The sequence below is a fragment of the Psychrobacter piscatorii genome, from assembly GCF_904846415.1.
Classification (GTDB): Bacteria; Pseudomonadota; Gammaproteobacteria; order Pseudomonadales; family Moraxellaceae; genus Psychrobacter; species Psychrobacter piscatorii.
The window spans coordinates 18,866-42,039 of record NZ_CAJHAR010000003.1; the positions used below are offsets into that span (position 1 = coordinate 18,866).

19 protein-coding genes are annotated in these 23,174 nt (G+C 43.8%); 8 read left to right on the forward strand and 11 right to left on the reverse strand.

Annotated elements, in window-relative coordinates; all coding sequences use genetic code 11:
* Positions 1-45 precede the first annotated feature (45 nt).
* Positions 46-642 carry a cob(I)yrinic acid a,c-diamide adenosyltransferase gene (locus JMX83_RS01860; protein WP_071001732.1) on the reverse strand — a complete coding sequence of 199 codons (597 nt, stop codon included), beginning with the start codon at positions 640-642 and terminating at the stop codon, positions 46-48.
* A 191-nt stretch (positions 643-833) separates the two neighbouring features.
* Here JMX83_RS01860 and cysS point away from each other — a divergent pair, with 191 nt between their 5' ends.
* From cysS to pdxH, 5 genes are all read left to right on the forward strand, one after another.
* Complete coding sequence (gene cysS / locus JMX83_RS01865; RefSeq protein ID WP_201598568.1) at positions 834-2,294, forward strand: cysteine--tRNA ligase; 1,461 nt, start codon at positions 834-836, stop codon at positions 2,292-2,294.
* A 149-nt stretch (positions 2,295-2,443) separates the two neighbouring features.
* Complete coding sequence (locus JMX83_RS01870; protein ID WP_227675667.1) at positions 2,444-4,423, forward strand: mechanosensitive ion channel family protein; 1,980 nt, start codon at positions 2,444-2,446, stop codon at positions 4,421-4,423.
* A 268-nt stretch (positions 4,424-4,691) separates the two neighbouring features.
* Positions 4,692-6,164 (forward strand): IMP dehydrogenase, encoded by a 1,473-nt coding sequence (guaB, locus tag JMX83_RS01875; protein ID WP_058024512.1) that lies wholly within the window; start codon positions 4,692-4,694, stop codon positions 6,162-6,164.
* Positions 6,165-6,361: 197 nt separating this feature from the next.
* Positions 6,362-7,729 carry a phosphoglucosamine mutase gene (gene glmM, locus JMX83_RS01880; protein ID WP_201598569.1) on the forward strand — a complete coding sequence of 456 codons (1,368 nt, stop codon included), beginning with the start codon at positions 6,362-6,364 and terminating at the stop codon, positions 7,727-7,729.
* A gap of 102 nt (positions 7,730-7,831) precedes the next feature.
* The gene (pdxH, locus tag JMX83_RS01885) at positions 7,832-8,491 is read left to right on the forward strand and encodes a pyridoxamine 5'-phosphate oxidase (RefSeq protein ID WP_201598793.1); all 660 of its coding nucleotides are present in this window, start codon (positions 7,832-7,834) and stop codon (positions 8,489-8,491) included.
* A 116-nt stretch (positions 8,492-8,607) separates the two neighbouring features.
* On the opposite strand, the gene JMX83_RS01890 is transcribed toward pdxH, so the two are convergent.
* From JMX83_RS01890 to JMX83_RS01920, 7 genes are all read right to left on the reverse strand, one after another.
* A complete protein-coding gene (locus tag JMX83_RS01890; RefSeq protein WP_201598570.1) occupies positions 8,608-9,924 on the reverse strand; it encodes an HlyD family secretion protein in 1,317 nt (438 codons plus the stop codon).
* Between the two features lie 88 nt (positions 9,925-10,012).
* Positions 10,013-11,701, reverse strand: coding sequence for an efflux MFS transporter permease (locus tag JMX83_RS01895; protein WP_201598571.1), 1,689 nt, complete (start codon positions 11,699-11,701; stop codon positions 10,013-10,015).
* A gap of 372 nt (positions 11,702-12,073) precedes the next feature.
* Positions 12,074-12,703, reverse strand: coding sequence for a glutathione S-transferase family protein (locus JMX83_RS01900; RefSeq protein ID WP_201598572.1), 630 nt, complete (start codon positions 12,701-12,703; stop codon positions 12,074-12,076).
* Positions 12,704-12,707: 4 nt separating this feature from the next.
* Complete coding sequence (locus JMX83_RS01905) at positions 12,708-13,385, reverse strand: type 1 glutamine amidotransferase domain-containing protein (protein WP_201598573.1); 678 nt, start codon at positions 13,383-13,385, stop codon at positions 12,708-12,710.
* Between the two features lie 251 nt (positions 13,386-13,636).
* Positions 13,637-14,686 (reverse strand): NADP-dependent oxidoreductase, encoded by a 1,050-nt coding sequence (locus JMX83_RS01910; RefSeq protein WP_201598575.1) that lies wholly within the window; start codon positions 14,684-14,686, stop codon positions 13,637-13,639.
* Between the two features lie 169 nt (positions 14,687-14,855).
* The gene (locus tag JMX83_RS01915) at positions 14,856-16,067 is read right to left on the reverse strand and encodes an iron-containing alcohol dehydrogenase (protein ID WP_201598577.1); all 1,212 of its coding nucleotides are present in this window, start codon (positions 16,065-16,067) and stop codon (positions 14,856-14,858) included.
* Positions 16,068-16,340: 273 nt separating this feature from the next.
* A complete protein-coding gene (locus JMX83_RS01920; protein ID WP_201598579.1) occupies positions 16,341-16,946 on the reverse strand; it encodes a TetR/AcrR family transcriptional regulator in 606 nt (201 codons plus the stop codon).
* A 338-nt stretch (positions 16,947-17,284) separates the two neighbouring features.
* Here JMX83_RS01920 and JMX83_RS01925 point away from each other — a divergent pair, with 338 nt between their 5' ends.
* Positions 17,285-18,769, forward strand: coding sequence for an aldehyde dehydrogenase family protein (locus JMX83_RS01925; RefSeq protein WP_201598581.1), 1,485 nt, complete (start codon positions 17,285-17,287; stop codon positions 18,767-18,769).
* 119 nt (positions 18,770-18,888) lie between these two features.
* On the opposite strand, the gene JMX83_RS01930 is transcribed toward JMX83_RS01925, so the two are convergent.
* Positions 18,889-19,137 carry a hypothetical protein gene (locus JMX83_RS01930; RefSeq protein ID WP_010201084.1) on the reverse strand — a complete coding sequence of 83 codons (249 nt, stop codon included), beginning with the start codon at positions 19,135-19,137 and terminating at the stop codon, positions 18,889-18,891.
* Between the two features lie 203 nt (positions 19,138-19,340).
* On the opposite strand from JMX83_RS01930, the gene JMX83_RS01935 reads away from it, so the two are divergent.
* A complete protein-coding gene (locus tag JMX83_RS01935) occupies positions 19,341-20,720 on the forward strand; it encodes a DASH family cryptochrome (RefSeq protein ID WP_201598584.1) in 1,380 nt (459 codons plus the stop codon).
* A gap of 60 nt (positions 20,721-20,780) precedes the next feature.
* Entirely contained in the window at positions 20,781-21,215 is a 435-nt protein-coding gene (locus JMX83_RS01940) for a DUF3429 domain-containing protein (RefSeq protein ID WP_201598585.1), read from the forward strand.
* A gap of 89 nt (positions 21,216-21,304) precedes the next feature.
* On the opposite strand, the gene JMX83_RS01945 is transcribed toward JMX83_RS01940, so the two are convergent.
* Positions 21,305-22,051: a hypothetical protein gene (locus tag JMX83_RS01945; RefSeq protein ID WP_201598587.1), complete on the reverse strand. Its 747-nt coding sequence runs from the start codon at positions 22,049-22,051 to the stop codon at positions 21,305-21,307.
* A gap of 88 nt (positions 22,052-22,139) precedes the next feature.
* Positions 22,140-22,886, reverse strand: a complete 747-nt coding sequence (locus JMX83_RS01950; protein ID WP_201598589.1) for a hypothetical protein — start codon at positions 22,884-22,886, stop codon at positions 22,140-22,142.
* Positions 22,887-23,174: the final 288 nt, after the last annotated feature.

A 23,174-nucleotide genomic window follows, 5' to 3' on the forward strand; every position in this document is an offset into this window, starting at 1 on the left:
AATTAACCTGGTTTAAAGGATGCTAGCAAGATTAGGTTTGATTCACTAGCGATTGTCAGCGAAGTTTTGCAAGACTTGACTGTCCCATAGTACTTCAGAGACTTGTTCGGGATCCGTACAAAAGCGCGCGGCGACAAATAACCAATCAGATAGGCGATTGATAAAGCTGATGGCAGTGCGGCGTATGGCTGCTGGGCGTTGCTCTTGCAATAATACAGCTTGGCGCTCAGCTCGGCGACACACACTACGTGCGACATGCAACTGGCTCACCAGTACAGAACCTGTGGGTAAAATAAAGTCTTTTAGTGGTGGCAGCGTGGTATTCATCATATCGATTTGTTGCTCTAGCCACTCGATATGAGTAGCATTGACGCCCTCATATTCTGGCATGGCAAGCTCACCGCCGATATTGAACAATAGATGCTGAATAATAACTAAGGCTTGAGAAAAATCCTTGCTGATAGACTGGCCTTTGTTTCTTTGTAGTTGAGCACGCACCAGTCCGATATGTGAGTTGAGCTCGTCGATATCACCCATGACACCGAACAGATTATCAGCTTTACTGAGTCGACTGCCATCAGCCATACCAGTGCTGCCATCATCTCCAGTACGCGTGTATATTTTGCTTAATCGATTGCCCATCTTTACATCCTTAATGGTTTTTATGATTGAATGGTGGTAGTTGCTTGCTCATTGTAGTATTTTACGCCTGTTTTCGCTAAGATAATGGGTTACGTTAAAATTATAATCATATCATCGGTACGACTTGCTTATTTGCTGCGGCTGATATTTTCAATCTATTTATTTTATTTATGCTAAAAGGCTCTTTTATTATGACCACACCACTTGCAGATGCGATGTCTCAACTTGCTATTTATGACTCACTGACTGGCGGCAAGCGTCCGTTTGAACCACTCAAAGCAGGGAAAGTGGGTATGTATGTGTGTGGTATGACCGTCTATGATTATTGTCATATCGGGCACGCTCGAATGATGATTGGGTTTGATATGGTGGTACGTTGGCTCACCCAATTGGGTTATGACGTCAATTACGTGCGCAATATCACTGATATTGATGACAAAATTATCGCGCGCGCCGCCGAGAATGGCGAAGAGATTGGAGCGTTGACCCAGCGCTTTATTACAGCGATGCATGAGGATTTTGCAGCCCTTGGCTGCTTGGCACCTGATGCGGAGCCGCGCGCGACTGATCATATCGATGATATGCAAACCATGATTGAGACGCTGGTCACAGGTGACTATGCGTATGCAGGCGACAATGGCGATGTCTACTATGCAGTCGATAGTTTTGCGGATTATGGCAAATTGTCTAAGCGCAATCTTGATGAGATGCAGGCAGGCTCACGTGTCGATGTCGAAAATGATAAACGCAATCCATTTGACTTTGTGCTCTGGAAAGCGGCGAAACCGGATGAGCCGCAGTGGGCGTCACCTTGGGGACAGGGGCGTCCGGGTTGGCATATTGAATGCTCGGCCATGTCGACCAAGTGCTTGGGCAATACCTTTGATATTCATGGCGGCGGTCACGACTTGCAGTTTCCGCATCATGAGAACGAAATTGCCCAGTCCGAAGCAGCGACGGGTTGTGAGTACGCGCGTAACTGGATGCATGTTGGATTTATCAATGTTGATGGCGAAAAAATGTCCAAGTCATTGGCTAACTTTTCAACCATTCGTGATGTGATAGCAAAATACCTGCCCGAAACCGTGCGTTTTTTCTTGCTATCTAGCCATTATCGTAGCCAAGTTAATTTCTCTGATAGCGCATTAGATGAAGCTCATAATAGCCTAAGCAGGTTATATAATGCATTAAAATTGGCTGAACAGCAGAAAGGACAAGCAATCGTAATTGATAAAAACTTGACCACCGAAGCTTATCGTACGGCTGCTGGACAAGATTTTATCAAAGCCATGAATGATGACTTCAATAGCTCAACGGCAATTAGTGTTTTATTTGGTCTAGCACGCGACATCAACAAAGCCATCAAGGCTGAAGAAGTCGAGACAGCATGGCAGTTGGCACAGCAATTAAAAGCATTGGCTCAGGTATTGAATATATTACAACAACCCGTGCAGCAGTTTTTGCAAGCGGTGATTGGTGATAAAGCAGAAGATGGTTTGACTGATTCGGCTATTGACGGGTTAATCGTCGAGCGTGCAGATGCCAAAACCAACAAAAACTTTGCGCGTGCTGATGAAATACGCGAGCAGCTAAAAGAGGCTGGTATTGAGCTTGAAGACAGTCGCGCTGGTACAACATGGCGCCGTGCATAGATATACAGACGCTGTGCATCAGATTACATACGCATGCTAATAAATTAAGTCAGCTCACGCTGGCTTTTTTTTGCAGAGTGCTTTAGGTTAAAGCATACCGAATGCACTTTTTATATCCGTTCCTTTTGTAGACCAGTGGCTTTGAAAATATGAATACTCTTAAAAATAATAATGCTGATGATCGTGGCATAGCAATGGATATTGACGGTGGTCACCGCCGCGATGTAGAGCGTAATAATTTCCGCTACAATGCACTGCAGGTGGTTTTAGGGTTTCTTATTATAGCCATTAGCGCTATCTATGTACCCGCCAGTGCGGCAAATGAGCAAGTCTCAAATGAGGAAGGCCGCTCACAAGTCGCTAGCAAACCTGAAAATTTGGCTGAGTACGCTGTCCAACAAATAAATACAATCAAAGACGAAAATATTAGCGTCTCTGGTATTACTGAAGAGATATTTGATCCCACTGAGCGTAGCGCGGTACAGCAAGCAGGGACGTTGCAAGGTGATGTGGGACTGACAGGGGAGTATAGCGAGAATTATTACTTACTCAATAAACTCAATGTCGGGTTACCACCATTAGCTGAGCCACCAAATTTGGCGACGCCGCTTGCGACCTTAGAGTTTTTTCAATCTGCGGTGATGAAGCAGCAGTATGATTTGGCCGCTTATGCACTCAATATGAATCTGATTGATGAGCAAAACCAGCGTACCCGTTCGCTTGATTTGACCAAGCAGCTTGATTTTTTACTATCTGAAAAAGAGCTATACGTATTTGATGATATGCCCGATCGTCCTGATGGTCTTATCGAACCACCACTGGGTAACGATAGTAGTGTTATGGGTATTCCTAGACGCTCTATCCAGCTGGGTTATATCGAGTACCGAGAACGCCGTGTTCCTGTTTATTTGGAGCGGGTAAGGGTAGGTGATCAGGCGCCAGTTTGGATGTTCTCTGCGCAGACAGTGGGTAATATTGAAAACTTATATAAACAATATCATCCATCAGAGTTTGAGCGTTATTTACCTACTTGGTTGAAATTCCAGTTTTTTGGTATTGCCTTATGGGAGTTTTCAGCGCTCATCCTGTTTTTCTTATTTACCATGGGCGTCGGTTGGATATTAAGTAAAAGCACGGAAAAACTCATCAGCCGTTATGTTGATAATGAAAAATACAACATCTCTGCTAGCAGTGCCAATGGTGTGGCAGATTTGGTCAGCAAACTGACCGTGCCACTAACCTTTACTATCAGTTTTTCGCTCGTTTTTACCTTAGTCTCTGGTGGTTTTCCTTATCTAGATGCAGTGGCTTCATCAACTCGTCCGCTGATTTGGACGGGGTTGGTATTCAGTGCGATGTGGCTAGGCATTCGTGCCATCAATTTCTTTGCCAACCGTTACCAAGACATGCAGATTGAAAACCTAGGAGAGGAGCATTTTGATAAAGTGCGCCGTCGTCGCACTTATGTGTCGATATTCCGCCGCGTTTTCATTTTTGTCATGATATTGGGTAGTATCTGGATAGGACTGAGTGAGTTTGCCAATATGGAAGGTCTTGGCAAAACCTTACTGACTTCAGCTGGTATTGCTGGCGTGGTCATTGGTATCGCCGCTCAGCCCATATTGGGTAACATCATTGCTGGAGTGCAGGTGGCAGTGACGCAGCCTGTACGGATTGGCGATAGCGTGATAATGGATGGCAATTTCAGTACTGTGGAAGACTTGCGTTACACTTATGCCGTACTCAAAACATGGGATGAACGCCGACTAATCGTGCCGATGCGTGAGTTGATTACCGAAAAAGTTGAGAACTGGTCTCATACCGAAGTGCACCAGACCTGTCCTGTGTTTTTATACATCGACTATGGTGCAGATATTGAGGCCATTCGCCAACAGTTCATATCAGTGACAAAGGATAATGAGCTATGGGACAATAAAACTGAGCCTGTAGTCTTTGTGGTTGAAGTGACAGAAAACACCATTCAGCTGCGCGGCGCTGTTGCCTCAGTAGGCCCCATTGAAGCATGGACGCTCGCTTGTGAAGTACGAGAGCAGATGCTTGGCTACTTGCATGAGCAGCAGAATAAGTATTTACCGACAGAACGTTTTACGTTAACAGAAAATCCTTAACGCTCAGAGAGAGTTAGTCGCTATAAAAAAGCGTCATTAACTATACAGTGCATGTTTGTCATCGGCAAAGATATAGAAGATGTATTTGTGTAAAATAATCTGACAAATATAGTATGTCAGAGGGGTGCTTATTTGTTATAATGTGGCGTTATTTTTATAGGATAACTGAGTGGTTAGCCATGAGTCAGCACTGTGTATGCAGTTGCAATGATTGATATGCCTAACTCTGAGCTCCTACCCATCAAAATAACCACCACTAGGGGTCTGTATGTTGCGAATTGTCGATGAAGCCTTAACCTTTGATGACGTTTTATTATTGCCAGCCTATTCTGAAGTTCTGCCAAAAACTGCCGATCTGTCTACCCGTTTGACCAAAAACATCACGCTAAACCTTCCGCTGATCTCTGCGGCTATGGATACAGTAACCGAGTCTGAGATGGCCATTACTATGGCACAGCTGGGCGGAATGGGTATCTTGCACAAGAGTATGGATATCGAAAAGCAAGCAACACAAGTACGCCGCGTCAAAAAATTTGAAGCGGGTACGGTTGTTGACCCAATCACCGTACATCCAGAGATGACGATTGGTGAATTGCTACGCTTGACGCAAGACAATAATATCTCAGGCGTACCTGTGGTCGAAAAGGGTACAGATAACGTAGTAGGTATCGTTACTCACAGAGATTGGCGTTTTGAGACCAACTTGTCATTGCCAGTTAGTCAGATCATGACACCAAAAGAGCAGTTGGTCACCGTACATGAAGGTGAGAGCAACGAGAATATCAAAAGATTGCTACATGAGCATCGCATCGAAAAAGTCATCGTTATCGACGACAACTTCCGCTTACGCGGCTTAATTACGGTCAATGACTTTGCCAAAGCCGAAAACAATCCAAATGCGTGTAAAGACGAGAAAGGTCGTCTGCGTGTCGGTGCAGCGGTTGGTACAGGTGCAGACACGCAAGCACGCGTCGAAGCATTAATCGCTGCTGATGTTGATGTGATCGTAGTGGATACGGCGCATGGTCACTCAAAAGGCGTGATTGATAAAGTCTCTTGGATCAAGAAAAACTATCCGCATGTTCAAGTTATCGGTGGCAACATCGCAACAGGCGAAGCGGCACTTGCACTACGTGATGCTGGCGCTGATGCGGTAAAAGTTGGTATCGGCCCTGGATCTATCTGTACCACGCGTATCATTGCCGGTATCGGTGTACCACAAATATCAGCTATTGATAATGTTGCTAGTGCATTAAAAGACAGTATCCCATTGATCGCTGACGGCGGTATCCGCTACTCAGGTGATATGGCAAAAGCGATTGCTGCTGGTGCATCGTGCATCATGGTAGGCTCATTGATGGCTGGTACAGAAGAGGCACCAGGTGAAGTTGAGCTGTTCCAAGGCCGTTATTACAAAGCTTACCGCGGTATGGGTAGTCTGGGTGCGATGTCTGGATCAAACGGCTCATCAGACCGTTATTTCCAAGATGCCAAAGATGGCGTAGAGAAACTCGTACCAGAAGGTATTGAAGGCCGCGTTCCTTATAAAGGACCTGTCGCTGGTATTGTCAACCAATTGGTTGGTGGCTTACGCTCATCAATGGGCTATACAGGCTCTGCGACTATCGAAGATATGCGCACCAACCCACAGTTTATCAAAGTCACATCAGCAGGCATGAAAGAGTCACATGTTCATGATGTACAGATCACTAAAGAAGCGCCGAATTACCGTGTAAACTAATCGGTATTTTATAGCTCTGTATTGTTTGAGAACTGGCTCAGTTGCAGAGCTGTAGTGACGTTGAGATACAAACAGCCAACAATGCTCTGTTATTGTTGGCTGTTTTTTTTGTAGAATATAAAAGCATATTATTACAATAGCAGTATTGCCTGCGTATACGCTTGGCCTTTTATTTTTAGACTTGAGGAACATACATAATGAGTTACTTTGGCACTGATGGTATCCGTGGAAAATTTGGTGAATTGCCTATTACCCCTGACTTTATTTTAAAACTGGGTTACGTAACTGGACAGGTGCTCATAGAAGCCAACGACAACCCTGCACGCAAACCAAGCGTGGTCATCGGCAAAGATACTCGTCTCTCAGGTTATGTCATTGAAGGTGCTCTGCAAGCAGGTTTTAATGCGGCTGGTGTCGATGTTTATATGCTTGGTCCACTGCCAACGCCAGCGATTGCACATTTGACTCGCAGTTTTAATGCCGATGCTGGTGTGGTTATCTCAGCGTCACATAACCCTTACTATGATAACGGCATCAAGTTCTTTTCAGGTAGTGGCAAAAAAATCAGTGATGAGATGCAGGTAGCTATCAATGATAGATTAACGGCAATCATGAGTGACGCTAATAACAACAATGCCACGATGCCTATCCTTGACCCTGCAAACCTAGGAAAAAACAACCGGATTGACGATGCAAAAGGTCGATACATTGAATTTTGCAAAGGCAGCTTTCCATATCAGTATGATCTAAGCCATCTGACCGTCGTGGTTGATTGTGCCAATGGTGCAGGCTATAGCGTCGCACCTAGAGTCATGCGGGAGCTTGGTGCTAATGTTATCGCTATCAATAATACTCCAGACGGCATCAATATCAATGCTGAGTGTGGCTCTACCCATCCTGAAGGTCTACAAAAGGCTGTGCTTGAGCATGAAGCAGATGTCGGTATCGCGCTTGACGGTGATGGCGATCGCATTGTGATGGTTGATGAGACAGGTAAGCTGGTTGATGGTGACGGTATCTTATATGTGCTCGCGACCCAAGGACTCACCAAAGCGAAAGGCGTCGTTGGTACGCTCATGAGTAATATGGGATTAGAGTTGGCACTAAAAGCAGCAGATATTGATTTCACTCGCGCAAAAGTAGGCGACCGATATGTCATGCAAGATCTGGAAGCCAATGGCTGGATACTAGGTGGCGAGCCGTCTGGACATATTCTGTGTCTAGACAAAAGCCGTACAGGCGATGCGATCATAGCAGGATTGCAAGTATTGGCTGTGATGCAAGCGCAAGGACGTGCACTGAGTGAGCTGGTCGAAGGGTTTGACGTACTACCACAGAAGCTGGTCAATGTACGCTTGTCTCAGATGCAAGACCCATACAAGCATGAAGAACTGGTCGCCGCTTTTGACAAAGCACAGACGACTTTAGAAGGTCGTGGTCGTCTTCTTATTCGCCAATCAGGTACAGAGCCTATGATTCGAGTCATGGTTGAGTCTGATGATGAAATAGAGTGTGATGTAATGGCAAATGATTTGGCCGATCTTATCAAGTCAGTGCTAGGCTAATAGTATTCAAGACTTAATACTCAAAACTTAGTATTCAAAGCTTAACACTCAAGATCACAATGGTGAAATGTCATAATTTTATAATAAGGAATGACCATGAGCATGGACTTTACCGACCAACGCCTTTCATATGAAAAAGGCGAGCTTGATCAACAGTCAGTACCAGCATCACCATTTGAGCTATTTAAGGCTTGGATGGATGAGGCGATAGCGCAAAAAGTGCAAGAACCTTATGCTATGAGTTTGGCAACCTGCGGTGCAGACAACAAACCTAGCGTCCGTATCGTGTTACTACGTGAAATTACGGATACAGGTATTGTTTTTTATACCAATTATGATAGCGCGAAAGGACAGGATATTGTAGAAAACCCCAATGCTGAAGCACTATTTTTTTGGCATGAGCTGGAGCGCCAAGTTCGTATCAGCGGTCGTATTGCTAAAATTGATGCTGAAAAATCTGCTAACTATTTTCAAAAACGTCCACATGATAGCCAGATAGGTGCTTGGGTCAGCCAACCGCAAAGCGGCGAAGTGGCGAATCGCGACATAATGGAGCAAACATTCGAGCAACTGCAAGCAGAATATGCAGATGGTACTAGCGTACCAACACCAGCGTTTTGGGGTGGATATGAGATCACGGTCGAAAAGATTGAGTTTTGGCAAGGTCGCGCCAACCGTATGCATGACCGCATCGTATATACGCAAAATAATGATGATAGTGAGAGCGTTGAACGCTGGACGACCAAGCGTCTACTACCATAGTGTTTGGCTGATTTTGAAATCCTAGATCATTTAAAAATATGAAAAAGCCACTCTATATCCAGTTTTTCGGGTATTTAGAGTGGCTTTTTTATATCAGTGATTTGCTTTATTTGGCATTATTTAGCATTGGTATCGACATCCACAGAAACGGACATGCCAGGACGCAAGCGTGCAAGCTCAGGTTGATTTGGATCCAAGTCGATACGTACTGGGATGCGCTGAGCAATTTTTATGTAGTTACCTGTCGCAGGATTGGCGGCACCTGCACTAAACTCACTGCCAGTGGCTGGTGAGATGTTGCTCACATGACCCGTAAACTTGGCACCGCCAAGCGCATCCACATGAATAGTAGCTGGTTCGCCGATTGCCATACTGGCTATTTGGGTTTCCTTAAAGTTTGCGATAATCCAGATACCTTTTGGTACGATATACATGAGCTGGGTGCCCGCACTAACGTACTGGCCTTCTTTGACACTGACTTGGCTCAGCTGACCGGACTCAGGTGCTGTGATGATCGTATTATCGAGATTAATTTGTGCTTGCTTTACACCTGCCTCAGCACTTTTGATATTTGCATCTAGCGAGGGTTGGGTGCCACTGGTTTTGGCGCGGTTTTGTTGCGCGGCTTGTAAATTGGCTTCAGCCTGTTGCACACTTGCCTGTGCTTGAGCAAGTTGCGCCTTGATATGAGCCACTTCTGCTTTTGATACCGCACCGATAGCATCTAAGCCTTGATAGCGATTGACGTCTTCACGAGCGCTCTCGACATTGATTTTGGCACTATATAAGTCTGCTTTTCGTGCTTCGATTTGTGCTTGACTGGATTGCGTGTCTTGATCATTGGTAGAGCGACTGGTGATCGCCACTTCAGTATTGGCCTCTGCTTGTTCAAGTTGCTGCTGAAACGTTCGATCATCTATTTTTATCAGTAGATCGCCCGCTTTTACATCAGCAAAATCCTGCACCGCCACTTCGGTGACATAGCCGGAGACTTGCGGACTAATAATAGTGGTTTGACCTTTGACAAAGGCGTTATTGGTTTGTTGCACCGTAGGCGTAAATGGTGGCAGCTTCCAAGCGTATAAAATCAAGGCCACACCAATGACAATCAACACAATCAATAATCCTAAATTCAGGTAGGATTTTTTCTTGGGAGACCAGCCAGCCGTATTTGAGATCGGCTCTTTTGGCGGCATAGGCGTTTCATTATTATCGTCTTGATTTGCTACAGAGCTCTCTACGGAGTTATCCTCACGCACGCTATCAGGCGTATCAGTAGCTGATTTTATCTCAGATGTATCGGCTTTCTTTTGCGTAGCGCTTGCAGCGGTATCTACTGGAGCCGTAGCAGACTCTGTACGTGTGTCTGTTGCTGGAGCATCAGTTGACGTCTGAGGTATTTTATTAAGCTCATTTGGTTTTTCTTGGCTCATGACATGCTCCTAAATGTTAATAATCAAATATCTGAATATTCTGACTATAAATGAATATGATAAAAAATTACTAATATAATAAGTTTAATTATTTTGTTTCGCGCATCTTGGCGATGACAGCGAGCTCTTTGGCCAGTGGATTGCGCTTGTGGTAACGGTTATAAAGATAATTGAGCAGCAAAATAATCGTAACAGCAGTAGCAAGACAAGCCATCAGAAAAAACAGATCGCTGTATGCTGAAACCGTTGCTTGGCGCTGAATACCTTGCAGTACTTGGCTAACTGCACCGGCATTTGCTTGAGCCGCGTCAGTGGTCTGATTCGACAGCATATTACGAGTACCTGCCACTTGAGCTCTAAATGCAGGGTCGCCCAAATTCAATGAGTTGACCATATCTGCATAATGCATTTGTGTACGAATGGTCGTAAATGCCTGAATGGCTGCCGCACCTGCCAGTCCGCCAACTGTTTGGGAGATGCCAAAAATCACTGAAAAACTAATAATATACGCAGGACCACTGCCAATAGCTCGCAAAAACCCTTCAAAAACCAAAGGCCCCATGAAATACACCGCGGCAAAGGCAATCAAAAACTGGCTAAGATAAAACATATAGGGTGCTGAATTAATAGACACACCAACATCCATCCAAGACCCTAAGGCAATCAATGCCACTGCAAAAATAACAGGTCGGCGCAAATCCATCGCGTTGGTACTAAAAATACTAATAATCAAAGCCAGTGCACTGGCGGCTATAATAACAGCATAAAAAGTAACCAGCTGATCGTTACCGTAGCCAAGGTTGGCGAGCAAGCCTGCCGCGCCGACGTTTTGCTCAGATAGCAAAATCCGCATGACAGCGCCCGTCACCATAAAGGCAATAATATTGCGGCTACGCATCCAGCGCACTTGTAGCATCGGATTTTTGCGATGTGTCTCAATCCATAACGCGATGCTAATCCCGACGATAGCAATCATCAGTGGATAGACGAGCCAAGGTGTCGTCCACCATAAAATCCTACCTTGTACTAAAACGACAGCCAATGCAGCCAGACCACTAGCAAAAAAACCAAAGCTTACAAAATCCAATTTCTCAAATACTTTTTCTGTATTCCCTGGTGGTAGCTCTAATATATTGATCAGCCCAAAACAAATCAGCGCCAGACCAAATTGAAATAAAAATAAGTTTTCAAGCTGACCGTCGATGGCGAGGTAGGGCGAGATGACACGTGATAATGGAATACCAAACTGTACCAGACCAAAACCCAATATGAGGCCACTAGTACGTTTGACGGTTGGCATACCTTGCAGACAATAAAATAAGCCCAATACGGTCATACCACTTGCCACCATACCACTAAGACCCCTAGCGACAATCTCTAAATAATAGGGCTCAATGCTAATATTAGGTGTGTCTAACAAGTGACTACTGATCAGCCACTGTAGACTGGTGGCGGCTAACAAAAATGACAGAGTGATTTTGCTAAAAAGCGACATGCCAAATTGCTGACGAATTTTGTATAGCAGAACGGTGATACAGGCATTGGTCATATTGTAACTGACCGATATCCAACCACCTTCAGCTGGCGTCAAACCCAGCTGACCCTGAATTTGCGTCAGGTTGGCGACAAGTAGACCATTTTGGAAGCTGGCTGTGAGACCCACAAAAATCCCAATAAGCAAATAAAATACTTTACGGCGTGCCGGATGGTCAGGATTGGCTGGAGAGCCCACCATTATTGGCTGTTCGTGGGGCTTAAACTGGTATTCGTTACTCATGGGCGTACCACAATCTGTATAAGGAAATAGAGTGACATAGGACAGATGCCAGACGGGGAGTCAGGTCAGTGCAGTTGGTATTTATAGCGTGAAAAGCCAGTCAACTCACTGATGGTATCTGAAAGATAACCCAAAAAATTCAGAAAGGATTTTATCATAACTTTTATCGTGCTTTTGTCATTGACGCGTAATTCACGGATGGTGCTGAGCAATTTGTTTGGTTGCTCTATAGCTTAATGCTCTCACATGACATTGATGACTATAATGCGATGGCTATTCATGCAAGCATAAAATAAAGCACGCATAAAAAACAGCTCTATACAGAGCTGTTTTTGTGTATCAGAAAATGGATCTGTCAGTTATGATGAAATGCTAAACAGATTGATCGTACTTAGCCTCTAGCTGCATAGCGCGCTGATAGCTATCGAGACTGGCAAGCGCTTCAGCATACTGCCTGATATGCGGATAAGCGTCGAGTTTTTGACGCTTAGCAAGAATGATTAAGTCAAATGACAACATAAAGTCAGCACCACTTAGCTTATCACCCACAATGAACGACTTACCTTCAACCGAAGCATCCAGATATTCAAACAATCTGGTTTTTTCTGTATCGATATAGCCGTTCAAAAACTCATTGTCATCAATGCCTGCTTTTTTGGTAAATAGCTCAAGCATTAATGGCAACATCAATGAGCTTTCTGCAAAGTCAATCCACTGCAGATAGTATCCATAGTCCGAGCTATCTGTAGCAGGACGTAGACGCTCTGGCGCGAATCGTTCAATCAATAACTCAGTAATCGCACCGGACTCAGCGTAAATCTGTCCATCCATCTCGATAACCGGAGATTTACCGAGTGGATGTACTGCCTTTAGTGACTCTGGTGCCAAATGAGTCTTGGCATCACGCTGATGACTGACCACTTCATAAGGCACGCCTAGCTCTTCTAAGAGCCAAAGCGTACGCAACGAGCGTGATTGATTAAGATGATGTAGGCGAATCATGATATTAACCTTTGAGCTTGTTGATCAAACGCTTAGCCGCTTCTTCTGATGACGCTGGGTTTTGACCTGTGATCAATAAACCATCTTCAACCACAAACTCTTCCCAATCAGCGGCTTTTTCATAGTTACCGCCATTGGCTTTCAAGGCATCTTCTACTAAGAAAGGCACCACGTCTGTTAAGCCAGCAGCTTCTTCTTCTGAATTAGTAAAGCCAGTAACGGTTTTACCTTTTACTAAGTACTCGCCATCCACTTTGACGTTTTTAAGCGCGGCAGGTGCATGACAAACAAAAGCAACAGGCTTGTCTTGCTTAACGAAATTCTCGATCAATTCGATAGAGTTTTTGTCCACTGCCAAATCCCACAATGGACCATGACCACCTGGATAAAAGACTGAATCAAAATCTTCTACTTTCATGTCAGCAAGTTTTTTGGTATTAGCCAAGTGCTCTTGCGCATCTTTGTCGTCTTTAAAACGCTTGGTATCTTTGGTTTGCGTGTCTTCGGTATCGCTACTAGGATCTAGGGGTGGTTGACCACCAGCAGGAGACGCTAAAGTGACATTAGCACCCGCATCGAGAAACGCATAGTAAGGGGCTGCAAATTCTTCTAGCCAAAAGCCAGTTTTTTTACCAGTATCGCCTAGGCGGTCGTGTGAGGTTAGTACCATTAAAATATTCATAATTATCCTTATTTATTGTTTATATGTGAGTAAAGTAAATCATTAACAGCCACGTTTTTATTGATAGAGGATTCATTCAAATGGCGAGCCAAATAACTAAAAAATTATCAATATAAGTCGTGACCGCTAATATTATTCCTGCTTCGGACGTAACTTTCAGTAGTGATCTTAGCGAGTTGTGTTGTTAAGTGGTTATTAATAAAAAATCGTTACCTATCGCTTATTGCTTAACAAAACTTACCTAACATCAATTAATGAACGTCAGAGACTTTGACCACTGTTTTACCAAAGTTATCACCGTTTAACATACCGACGAAGGCATCTGGTGCATTGTTTAGACCATCAGCGATGTATTCTTTGGTTTTGACGTCGCCTGATTCTACCCATTTGCTCATCGTTTCTAAGAACTCTGGGAAGTGGTCGCCATATTCTTCAAAGATAATAAAGCCTTTGATGGTGAGGCGGCGGCTTAAGATAAGGCCAGTCAATACGCTCAAACGATCCTTACCTTCAGGCAGTTCGGTCGCATTGTACTGGGCAACAAGGCCACAGACAGGAATGCGAGCATGAGCATTTAGTAAAGGCATGACCGCGTCAAACACATGGCCACCGACGTTTTCGTAATAGATGTCGATACCATCTGGGCATGCCGCTTTTAATTGCTTAGCGAAGTCATCGGCTCTGTGGTCGATACAGACATCAAAGCCAAGCTCGTTGACCGCGAAGTCGCATTTCTCTTTACCGCCTGCTACACCAACGGTGCGCAGACCATATTGATTACCCACTTGACCGACCGTAGCGCCAACAGGTCCCGTGGCTGCAGCGACAACCAACGTTTCACCTTTTTGTGGTTTACCGATATCAGTCAGACCCATGTAGCCGGTGAAGCCGGGCATACCTAATACACCCAAACCATAAGAAGGGTTTGCCATGTTTTTATCAAGCTTAAGAACACCTTCGCCATCGCTGACGCTGTAGTCCTGCCAGCCGGAATTTGATACCACCAAATCACCGACAGCAAATTTATCGATATTAGACTCGACGACTTGAGCAACTGTGCCGCCCATGATGACGTCACCGACTGCTAATGGGTCAGCGTAGCTTTTGGCATCGCTCATACGTCCACGCATGTATGGGTCTAATGACAGATATACCGTGCGCAATAACATCTCGTTATCGTTTGGTGTTGGGATGTCGCTAGTTGTCATGTCAAAGTTGTCAGCGGTTGGTTCGCCGTTCGGGCGGCTGGCAAGTTTGATTTGACGGTTGGTTTGTTGATTCTGTTGTTTGTCGAAGCTCATGGTAGGACTCCTTTATATTTATTCATTGTCATTATTATAGAGGTATTAGATGTAGTAACTACTCAGCATTGAACTGAATAGCTACTATAAATAGCATAACGATATGTAGTTATTGTTACTGTCGCGATTTTTCTTATAATTCTTCTGACAGTTCTTGCTATATCGCTTATTAAGACGCTTTGCTAGTCACAGCACGCTGTAAGATACGACGTGAGACGTCTAAATCATTTTTGCCGTGTTCACCAAGTTTGACCATGTTATGTGCATCAAGCTGCTTAATGATTGGATCAATTGCTGACTCAGTCAAATCGACGTCTTCTAAGCTCACTGGCAAGCCAAGCTCGCGGAAGAAGTTTTCAGTATAGACAATGGCCGTTTCGATGATTGCATCGTCGTCTTGATCAGTATCAGTGATGTTCCATACGTTACGTGCATACTGCAGCAGTTTTTCTTTTTTGCTTTCTTTTAGCTCACGCATCACTGATGGCAATACGATGGTTAGTGTACGTGCATGATCGATAGCGTGTAGTGATGTGAGCTCATGACCGACCATATGGGTTGTCCAGTCTTGTGGTACACCAGTACCGATCAGACCATTCAATGCCATCGTCGCTGTCCACATAATGTTCTTACGTGTTTCTAGATTGTCTGGATCTTGCTTGACCACTAGGCCTTCATCGATAAGAATTTTAAGCAAGCTTTCAGCAAAGGCATCTTGGACTTTAGCATTGACTGGGTAAGTCAGATACTGTTCCATCACATGGACGAATGCATCAGCAACACCATTCATAACTTGACGTTCAGGCAAGGTAAGCGTTTTGACTGGATCTAGGATTGAGAATTTAGGGAAGGCTAGTGGGTTACCAAACGGTAGTTTTGCTTGACGTTCGCTATAGTTAATCACGCCGCCTGAGTTCATCTCAGAACCCGTTGCTGGGATGGTCAATACCGCACCTAGGTCAACAGCAGAATCAATGTTTTTGCAATAACCCGTTAGCGCGTCCCAAGCTTGGTCACGTGAGACAGTACCGTCTTCTTCAGTTAATGAAGAAACGAGTGCGACAAATTTGCTGCCGTCAATCACAGAACCACCGCCAACTGCTAACAAGAAGTCGATGTTGTGCTCATTCACCATGTCGGCTGCTTTTAATAGTGTAGTGAACTCTGGGTTAGCCTCGATACCACCAAATTCAAATACAGTACGGTTACCGCTTGCCGCTAATGCAGTTTTTACTTCATCCAAAGTACCGGTACGCTGTGCTGAACCACCACCGTAAGTAATAAGAACGCGTGCATCAGTAGGGACTAGGTCTGATAATTGTTCGATTTGACCTTCACCAAAAACGATGCGGACTGGATTATAGTATTGAAAGTTATTCATAAAATTCCTAATGTTGATAAAAATGGTTCCGTCAAATATGTTGACGTTAAACAATGAATGGTAAGCAATGCTTATTTTGCATTTGCTCTAAAGCTTGGTGCGCATTGTACACCAATTAGACCAGTCGTCTAGTGGTTGTTTGTAAATGATTACAAAACTCTCATACAACGTTTTTATCAAGCATTGGGTTTCTAAATAACAATATGAGGTGTGGACGCAAACATAAGCCCCCAATTTAGGGGGCTGCAATATCAAGAACATTACTGTTTATTATCAACGCCCCATCTGAGTCGTCGTCATTTGCCAAATCTCCGCTAGGGGCGTATTCGTTTGGCTGATCTTAGCCATTAGGCTGGCACCAAGCCACGCGAAATACCAACGTTTGGCCATACTCTCAGCTGATATATTATCGTGGCGAGGTACAGACCCATCTGTCCATCCTGCCTTGATCTGCTCGGCAAGCCACATGGTCGTTTGTTGATAGCCAGCATCAAGTGCTTTACGCATGGTTTCTGACATATCAGCCACTTCTGCGCTTAGTTTGACTACCAAGCATTTCTCGTGATCACAGCCGTTCTGCTGGGTGTCGTACCAGTTTTGAAAATAATCATATAGCTTTTGCTGTGCGCTCACATTTTGTGCATCGATGATATTAAGACGAGCTTTATATAAGCTGAAGTAATGATTGATAATGGCCTCACCAAAGGCTTCTTTTGAGGCAAAATAATGATAAAAAGAGCCTTTAGGCACGCCAGCTGTGTCTAAAATTTGTTTTAGGCCGACAGCGGTAAAGCCTTTTTTGGCTATTAATTGGTAGCCAGTGGCAAGTAAATGAGCTTTGGTATCGGGTGTGGTGCTAGTGTCTGTGATATTAGACATAAATAGAATTTTCTCCCTTGATAGTCATAGTAATAGGGTCGTCAGGTTTCATTTGAGCGTCATGTTGATGGCATATTCTAATGATATATATTTATATGTGTTACGTTTTATCAACAATATTGCCTGAAAGAATAGTCTTGTTTTATTAGTAGCTATGGTAGCATTAGACCAGTCGTCTATCAAGGTGGGTTTTGTTCTTATCAGTTACCATAAAGTTTTCATTTCAATTTATGATTTAACCGTGATTATGAATCTCCCACCTACAAGACAGCTCCAACTATTTTATTCAGAGTACTGAAAATAAATTTTTATATAACAAAGCAAACATGAGGATAATTATGTCAACCAACGATAATAATAGTAATGCCTATAGCGACTTTCATTTGCAATTCATCGGCGGTGAATGGCAAAAAGGTAAAGATGATAGCATTAATACCAACACTAATCCCTACAATGGCGATATGCTTGTAGAGATTCAGCAAGCGACTAAAGATCAACTAAATGAAGCATACGACGCTGCTAGCCAAGCTCAAGCTGAATGGGCGAAAACGACCCCAGCTGAACGTGCAGCTATTATGTATAAGGTAGTCAGTATTTTAGATCAACGCCAAGACGAAATCGTCGACTGGCTGATCAAAGAATCAGGTAGTACGCGCATTAAGGCCATGGTTGAATTTAGTGCGACGCGTGCGATTACCCTTGAAGCAGCAACATTCCCTAACCGTGTACATGGTGAAATTCGCCCATCGAACACTCCTGGCAAAGAGAACTTTATTTATCGCGAGCCCATCGGAGTGGTAGCAGTCATTAGCCCATGGAACTTTCCGCTGCATTTAACCCAGCGTTCTATCGCACCAGCGTTAGCACTTGGTAATGCCGTCGTGCTCAAGCCTGCGAGCGATACGCCAGTGACAGGCGGTCTATTACTTGCAAAAATATTTGAAGAAGCAGGTCTGCCAAAAGGTTTGCTAAATGTCGTGGTCGGTTCAGGTAGTGAGATAGGCGATGCCATCGTCGAGCACAAAGCGCCAAGCTTAGTATCATTTACAGGCTCAACCTCAGTGGGTAAGCATATTGGTGAGTTGGCAAATGGTGGTGAATACATTAAACAAGTGGCACTTGAGCTGGGTGGTAATAGTCCGTTTGTGGTATTAAAAGACGCTGATATCGAGCAAGCAGTAAAAGCGGCTGCTTTTGGTAAATTCTTGCATCAAGGTCAAATCTGTATCGCGATTAACAGAGTGATTGTAGAAGACGAGATATATGATGATTTCGTAGAGCGTTTCTTGGCGCACGTTAAAACACTGAATGTCGGTGACCCAAGTAAGCAAGATACCGCTGTTGGCCCTATCATCAATGAAAAACAGGTCAAATCGCTCAAAGAAAAAATCGCTAAAGCGCAGGAAGAAGGCGCGAAAATGATACTCAGTGGCGAGATCGAAGGCCAAGTAGTACCGCCTCATATCTTCACTGAAGTCACTCGCGAGATGGATTTATCATGTAATGAAGTGTTTGGACCATTGGTTGGTATCATTCGTGCTAAAGACGAAGACGATGCATTATCAATCGCCAATGACTCTATGTATGGCCTATCTAGTGCTGTATTCACTGCTGATATGCAAAAAGGTCTGCGTTTCGCTCGTGGTATCAGAGCAGGTATGACCCATATCAATGACATCTCAGTGAACGACGAAAGTAATACGCCGTTCGGTGGTGAGAAAAACTCAGGTATCGGTCGTTTCAACGGTGAGTGGGTACTAGAAGAATTCACCAGAACACACTGGATATCAATGCAAAACGAACCACGTCAGTATCCGTTCTAATAGCATTGCACTAGAATAAATAATAAAAAAAGACCGCTTCGATAGCGGTCTTTTTTTTGTGATGTTCGATGGTTGTGCTTGAACCTACTTAGAGGACAATTAGCTTATAGTCTAGTCATCTATCTAGCATGGAAGCCCAGTAACCCTTCAATTTCTTCGATAGTCATACGTCTGACCAGCGCTTGCTCTTCTACCGACAAGCGATTGGTATGTTCTTTTATCATGGTATGAATACTCCGAGATATCTCAGAGGTGGTGGCATAATACATTTGTGGCTGCTCTTTCGTCAGTCTCATCAAAAAACGATTAATAAGTTTACGTTTCTCGTCTGATTTATTTTCTTCAGTCGTAGTATTATTTTGAGTCATGGTATTCTCCTAGAGGTAAGCCATTTAAGCAGTCGAGCTTATGAGAGTCAATGGTTATAAGTGGTTTTTGGGGCTGAGCGCATCACCTTACAAGTACTAGGCTCGCCTCATGGTTGAATGCTGGGTGTGTTTTACATCGTATATGATATTTTGAGTGTAAAGATTAAAAATAAATAAGCGCTAAATGGCCGGAAGGATAGGGTATGTCAAATGAAACAGCGAATAATTCAGAGAACAACTCAAAGAATAATAATGTCACATTGGTGCTATTCCACAACGATCTGCGAGTAGCGGATAATGCCGCATTGTCAAAAGCCGCTGAGATAAGCAGTAATGGACGACTGCTGCTTGTTTATGCGTCATTGTTGACGAATATAGTAGAGAGTCAAGATTCTGCTTATCATTATGACACCATGGGTGTCGCCCGCCAGCAGTTTTTACAAGAGAGCTTGATTGACCTAAATGCATCACTGGAGCAGCTTGGTAATAGATTGCTATATTTGCAACAAACGCCCGCAGTGTCAGATACCTTTGCGCAGTTGAATGAGCTCATTAAGGCGCAGCAGGTTACCGATATCTGTGTCAGTAAAACAGACGACTATTATCAAAACCAAGTCTATGCGCTACTACAGAATAAACATCCACAGATATGTTGGCATATCGAGACAACGGCTACTTTGTTTGACGAGTTACCGCTAGAGAGCTTACCCAAAAGCTTTACGCAATTTCGCAAAAAAATTGAAGCAGATTATGATTTGCTGCATGCCGAGAAAGATATAGTGATTTATCCAACGCCAGAATCACTTGCTCCATTGCCTGACAATATGCAGAGTAGGGACGAGTACTTTTTTGAATCGCAGTTGTCTAATGAGATAGAAATTGATAAGACATTAAATCAAGCATCTAACTTTACAGGTGGAGAGTCAAATGGCCTCAAGCACTTAGATACCTATTTTGATTCTGATGCGCCGAGCACTTATAAGGCCACACGAAACGCGCTTGATGAGTGGACACATTCCACTAAGTTCTCCGCTTGGCTGGCGAACGGCTCGTTGTCTGTCAATACCGTATTGAATCGACTGCGCCGTTATGAGCGTGATGTCATCGCAAATGACTCAACTTATTGGATATGGTTCGAGTTACTTTGGCGCGAGTATTTTTATTGGTACGCTGTCACCCATCAGCAAAAGTTGTTTTGGTTCAAAGGTATTGGTGAGCACACGCCATCAACTCAATTTGATCAAAAGCCTTTGGAGAAATGGAAAAGTGGAAAAACGGCGTATCCTATCGTCAACGCCTGTATGCATCAACTTAAGGCAACAGGATATATGTCAAACCGTGGACGACAACTGGTGGCAAGCTGCTTTATCCATGAGCTAGGTCTTGATTGGCGTTATGGGGCGGCTTACTTTGAGCAGCATCTTATCGATTATGACGTCGCCAGTAACTGGGGGAATTGGCAATATCTAGCAGGCGTGGGGGCGGATCCAAGAGGATGTCGGCAGTTCAATCTTGATAAACAAACCCAGCAATACGATCCAAACGGTGAGTTTATCCGTCAATGGCAAGGTGAGTTAGAATAAGATGTCCCATTCATATATGCTAGAAATATCGATAGACTAAATACGAGGTAGATTCATATCATGAAAAAACCCAGTCCTTATCTCACCTTTGCAGGTGCTATTCCGTTTATTGCTTGTGCGCTCTTGCTTGTTATAGGCATTAGTGACATACCTATATTGGGCGCAACGGCTGATATATTAAGCGCTTATGGTTTGGTAATTGCGTCGTTTATGGCCGGATCGCAGTGGGGTAATCATTTAAGCTTGGCGGATGATGATAAATGGGCTATCCGGTTGCCTTTAGTCAGTAATGTGATTGCAATTGTTCTGTGGCTCGGGTTTTTGATGTTACCAGTGGTCGGTTTTATCTGGTTACTGGTCATTGGATTTACCAGCATGTGGATGATTGATTATGGGCTCAATCGCGCGCACATTATCACGCCAGATTATTTCAAAGTGAGAACCTATGTGACGGCGATAGTGATTGTGTCTCTGATAGTGGCTGCTCTGCAATGATAAATAATGTAATCAGTTATATTCAATGAAAAGGGTCGCTATATTAGCGACCCTTTTATATTAGTAAAGTATATCTGTTAATGTAAAAACTATGCTTTTTCTAGCTTAGGACGGGCTTTCTCAATGGCTTTAACCAATGCTGTTTCAAACTCGCCATCTTTGAACCTCACAAGATAAGAGTGTGCTGCGCAAAAATTGCGAACGTCGCGCCATTCATGTGCTAGATGGGTCGCCCAGTCGCAATATTGTGCGCCCGCATTTGGCTCATTTTTGAGTGCTTTTTTGGTGGTAGGATGCAATATCAGCTCAGGTAAGACGGCCTCTAGTAATTTCATTGGCGGACTCATAAACGTATCATCAACGTGTAAGCTTTGGCTGGCAGGATGATAGGCCAATAGGGAGCCTGCATGAATCATCTCATTGGGTGCGATATAATGGATACCTTCTGATATTGAAAATTTGAGCTCAGGATAGCGCTCAGCAACCGCGTCACTTTCTACCAAATCATCTGCCCAATTTACTTCTGGTACTTTCTTTGGATGACGTTTACTGCCATAAAATGTGGCTTGCGGAAAGTCTTTTGCCATCTGGTCACAGTGTACGGTATGGAATGGATGAACGTTTAGGACAGCTTCGACATCTCTACCATTATTGGTGAGCGCCATTACCTCGTCTCGAACGTCACCTGTTAAGGCGTAGCTGTCCAAAAATATAAAGCGTCCTGAGGATAGCTTGACTAGTGAGCACTGGGTACCAATGTTTATCACACCGCCGATACGGAATGACCCGCGTATGTTCCAAAATCCTGCTCCTAAATCATGAATTTCATCTGACATTTATCGTTTTCCTTATTTAATATATTGAATCGACAAGTGATTATTTTTCTTGTCGCAATTTTTATGTTTTAGGTTTTTCTTAGAGTCGTTATTTTGCCTCAAGCTCACTACGAGCATTATCAATGGTAGACAAAAGCGCCGCTTCAAACTGACCTTCTTCAAACACCACTAATCCTGAATGCGCGCCGCAAAAATGACGGACATTACGCCACTGGTGCGCCAGCTCTACCGCCCAATCACAATAGTGCTTGCCAGCGTCTGTCTCATCTTTTAGGGCTTTTTTAGTAGTTGGATGTAAGCCTAGGTTGGGCTGTACCGCATCAAATAGCTTAGAAGGTGGTATCTCAAACGTATCATCGACATATATACTTTGGCTAGCAGGATGATAGACCAATAGTGAGCTTGCATGGACTGATTCATCAGGTGCGATGTAGTAAATGCCCTGAGGTAGGGAGAATTGGAGTTCAGGATAACGCTCAGCGACCGCATCGCTTTCGACCAAATCATCTGCCCAGCTTACTTCTGGCACTTGTTTTGGATGTCGACTACTACCGTAAAATGTGGCTTGCGGAAAGTCTTTAGCCATTTGCGCACAGTATACGGTATGAAACGGATGAACATTAAGCACTGCTTCGACATCTTGGCCGTCATTGGTCAGTGCCATCACTTGCTGACGAACCTCGTCTTTTAAAGTATAGCTGTCTAAAAAAATAAATCGCCCTGATGATAGCTTTATAAGCGCACATTGGACGCCGATATCTATGATGCCATTTTTTATAAATGACCCTCGAATGCTCCAAAATCCTGCACCTAAATCGTAAATCTCATCATTCATTGAAATGACTCCTTAATGGTTTAGTTGTTCAATTATTTTACTTATTGATACGTAGCACCCTATGATTATTGATTTTTGAGCGCGTAAAGTCTGTAATAGAAAAGATATAAGCAATGTAGATGTGTAAAAATAAAAAAGAGTTGTTAGGTAAATGTCATTATTGAGGGTATAGATCCGATTTTTTTATTCTAAATGGAGGGTCTAATCAAGCGCCAATAACACATTTAAACCTGAGCATATCGGTTGGTGTGCTAACATGATTTCTTATCACTATGATAAGTCTTTATC

Coding starts and splice junctions, on each gene's coding strand:
- JMX83_RS01860 (WP_071001732.1), bottom strand. CDS start 642: ATGGGCAATCGATTAAGCAAAATATACACGCGTACTGGAGATGATGGC.
- cysS (WP_201598568.1), top strand. CDS start 834: ATGACCACACCACTTGCAGATGCGATGTCTCAACTTGCTATTTATGAC.
- JMX83_RS01870 (WP_227675667.1), top strand. CDS start 2,444: ATGAATACTCTTAAAAATAATAATGCTGATGATCGTGGCATAGCAATG.
- guaB (WP_058024512.1), top strand. CDS start 4,692: ATGTTGCGAATTGTCGATGAAGCCTTAACCTTTGATGACGTTTTATTA.
- glmM (WP_201598569.1), top strand. CDS start 6,362: ATGAGTTACTTTGGCACTGATGGTATCCGTGGAAAATTTGGTGAATTG.
- pdxH (WP_201598793.1), top strand. CDS start 7,832: ATGGACTTTACCGACCAACGCCTTTCATATGAAAAAGGCGAGCTTGAT.
- JMX83_RS01890 (WP_201598570.1), bottom strand. CDS start 9,924: ATGAGCCAAGAAAAACCAAATGAGCTTAATAAAATACCTCAGACGTCA.
- JMX83_RS01895 (WP_201598571.1), bottom strand. CDS start 11,701: ATGAGTAACGAATACCAGTTTAAGCCCCACGAACAGCCAATAATGGTG.
- JMX83_RS01900 (WP_201598572.1), bottom strand. CDS start 12,703: ATGATTCGCCTACATCATCTTAATCAATCACGCTCGTTGCGTACGCTT.
- JMX83_RS01905 (WP_201598573.1), bottom strand. CDS start 13,385: ATGAATATTTTAATGGTACTAACCTCACACGACCGCCTAGGCGATACT.
- JMX83_RS01910 (WP_201598575.1), bottom strand. CDS start 14,686: ATGAGCTTCGACAAACAACAGAATCAACAAACCAACCGTCAAATCAAA.
- JMX83_RS01915 (WP_201598577.1), bottom strand. CDS start 16,067: ATGAATAACTTTCAATACTATAATCCAGTCCGCATCGTTTTTGGTGAA.
- JMX83_RS01920 (WP_201598579.1), bottom strand. CDS start 16,946: ATGTCTAATATCACAGACACTAGCACCACACCCGATACCAAAGCTCAT.
- JMX83_RS01925 (WP_201598581.1), top strand. CDS start 17,285: ATGTCAACCAACGATAATAATAGTAATGCCTATAGCGACTTTCATTTG.
- JMX83_RS01930 (WP_010201084.1), bottom strand. CDS start 19,137: ATGACTCAAAATAATACTACGACTGAAGAAAATAAATCAGACGAGAAA.
- JMX83_RS01935 (WP_201598584.1), top strand. CDS start 19,341: ATGTCAAATGAAACAGCGAATAATTCAGAGAACAACTCAAAGAATAAT.
- JMX83_RS01940 (WP_201598585.1), top strand. CDS start 20,781: ATGAAAAAACCCAGTCCTTATCTCACCTTTGCAGGTGCTATTCCGTTT.
- JMX83_RS01945 (WP_201598587.1), bottom strand. CDS start 22,051: ATGTCAGATGAAATTCATGATTTAGGAGCAGGATTTTGGAACATACGC.
- JMX83_RS01950 (WP_201598589.1), bottom strand. CDS start 22,886: ATGAATGATGAGATTTACGATTTAGGTGCAGGATTTTGGAGCATTCGA.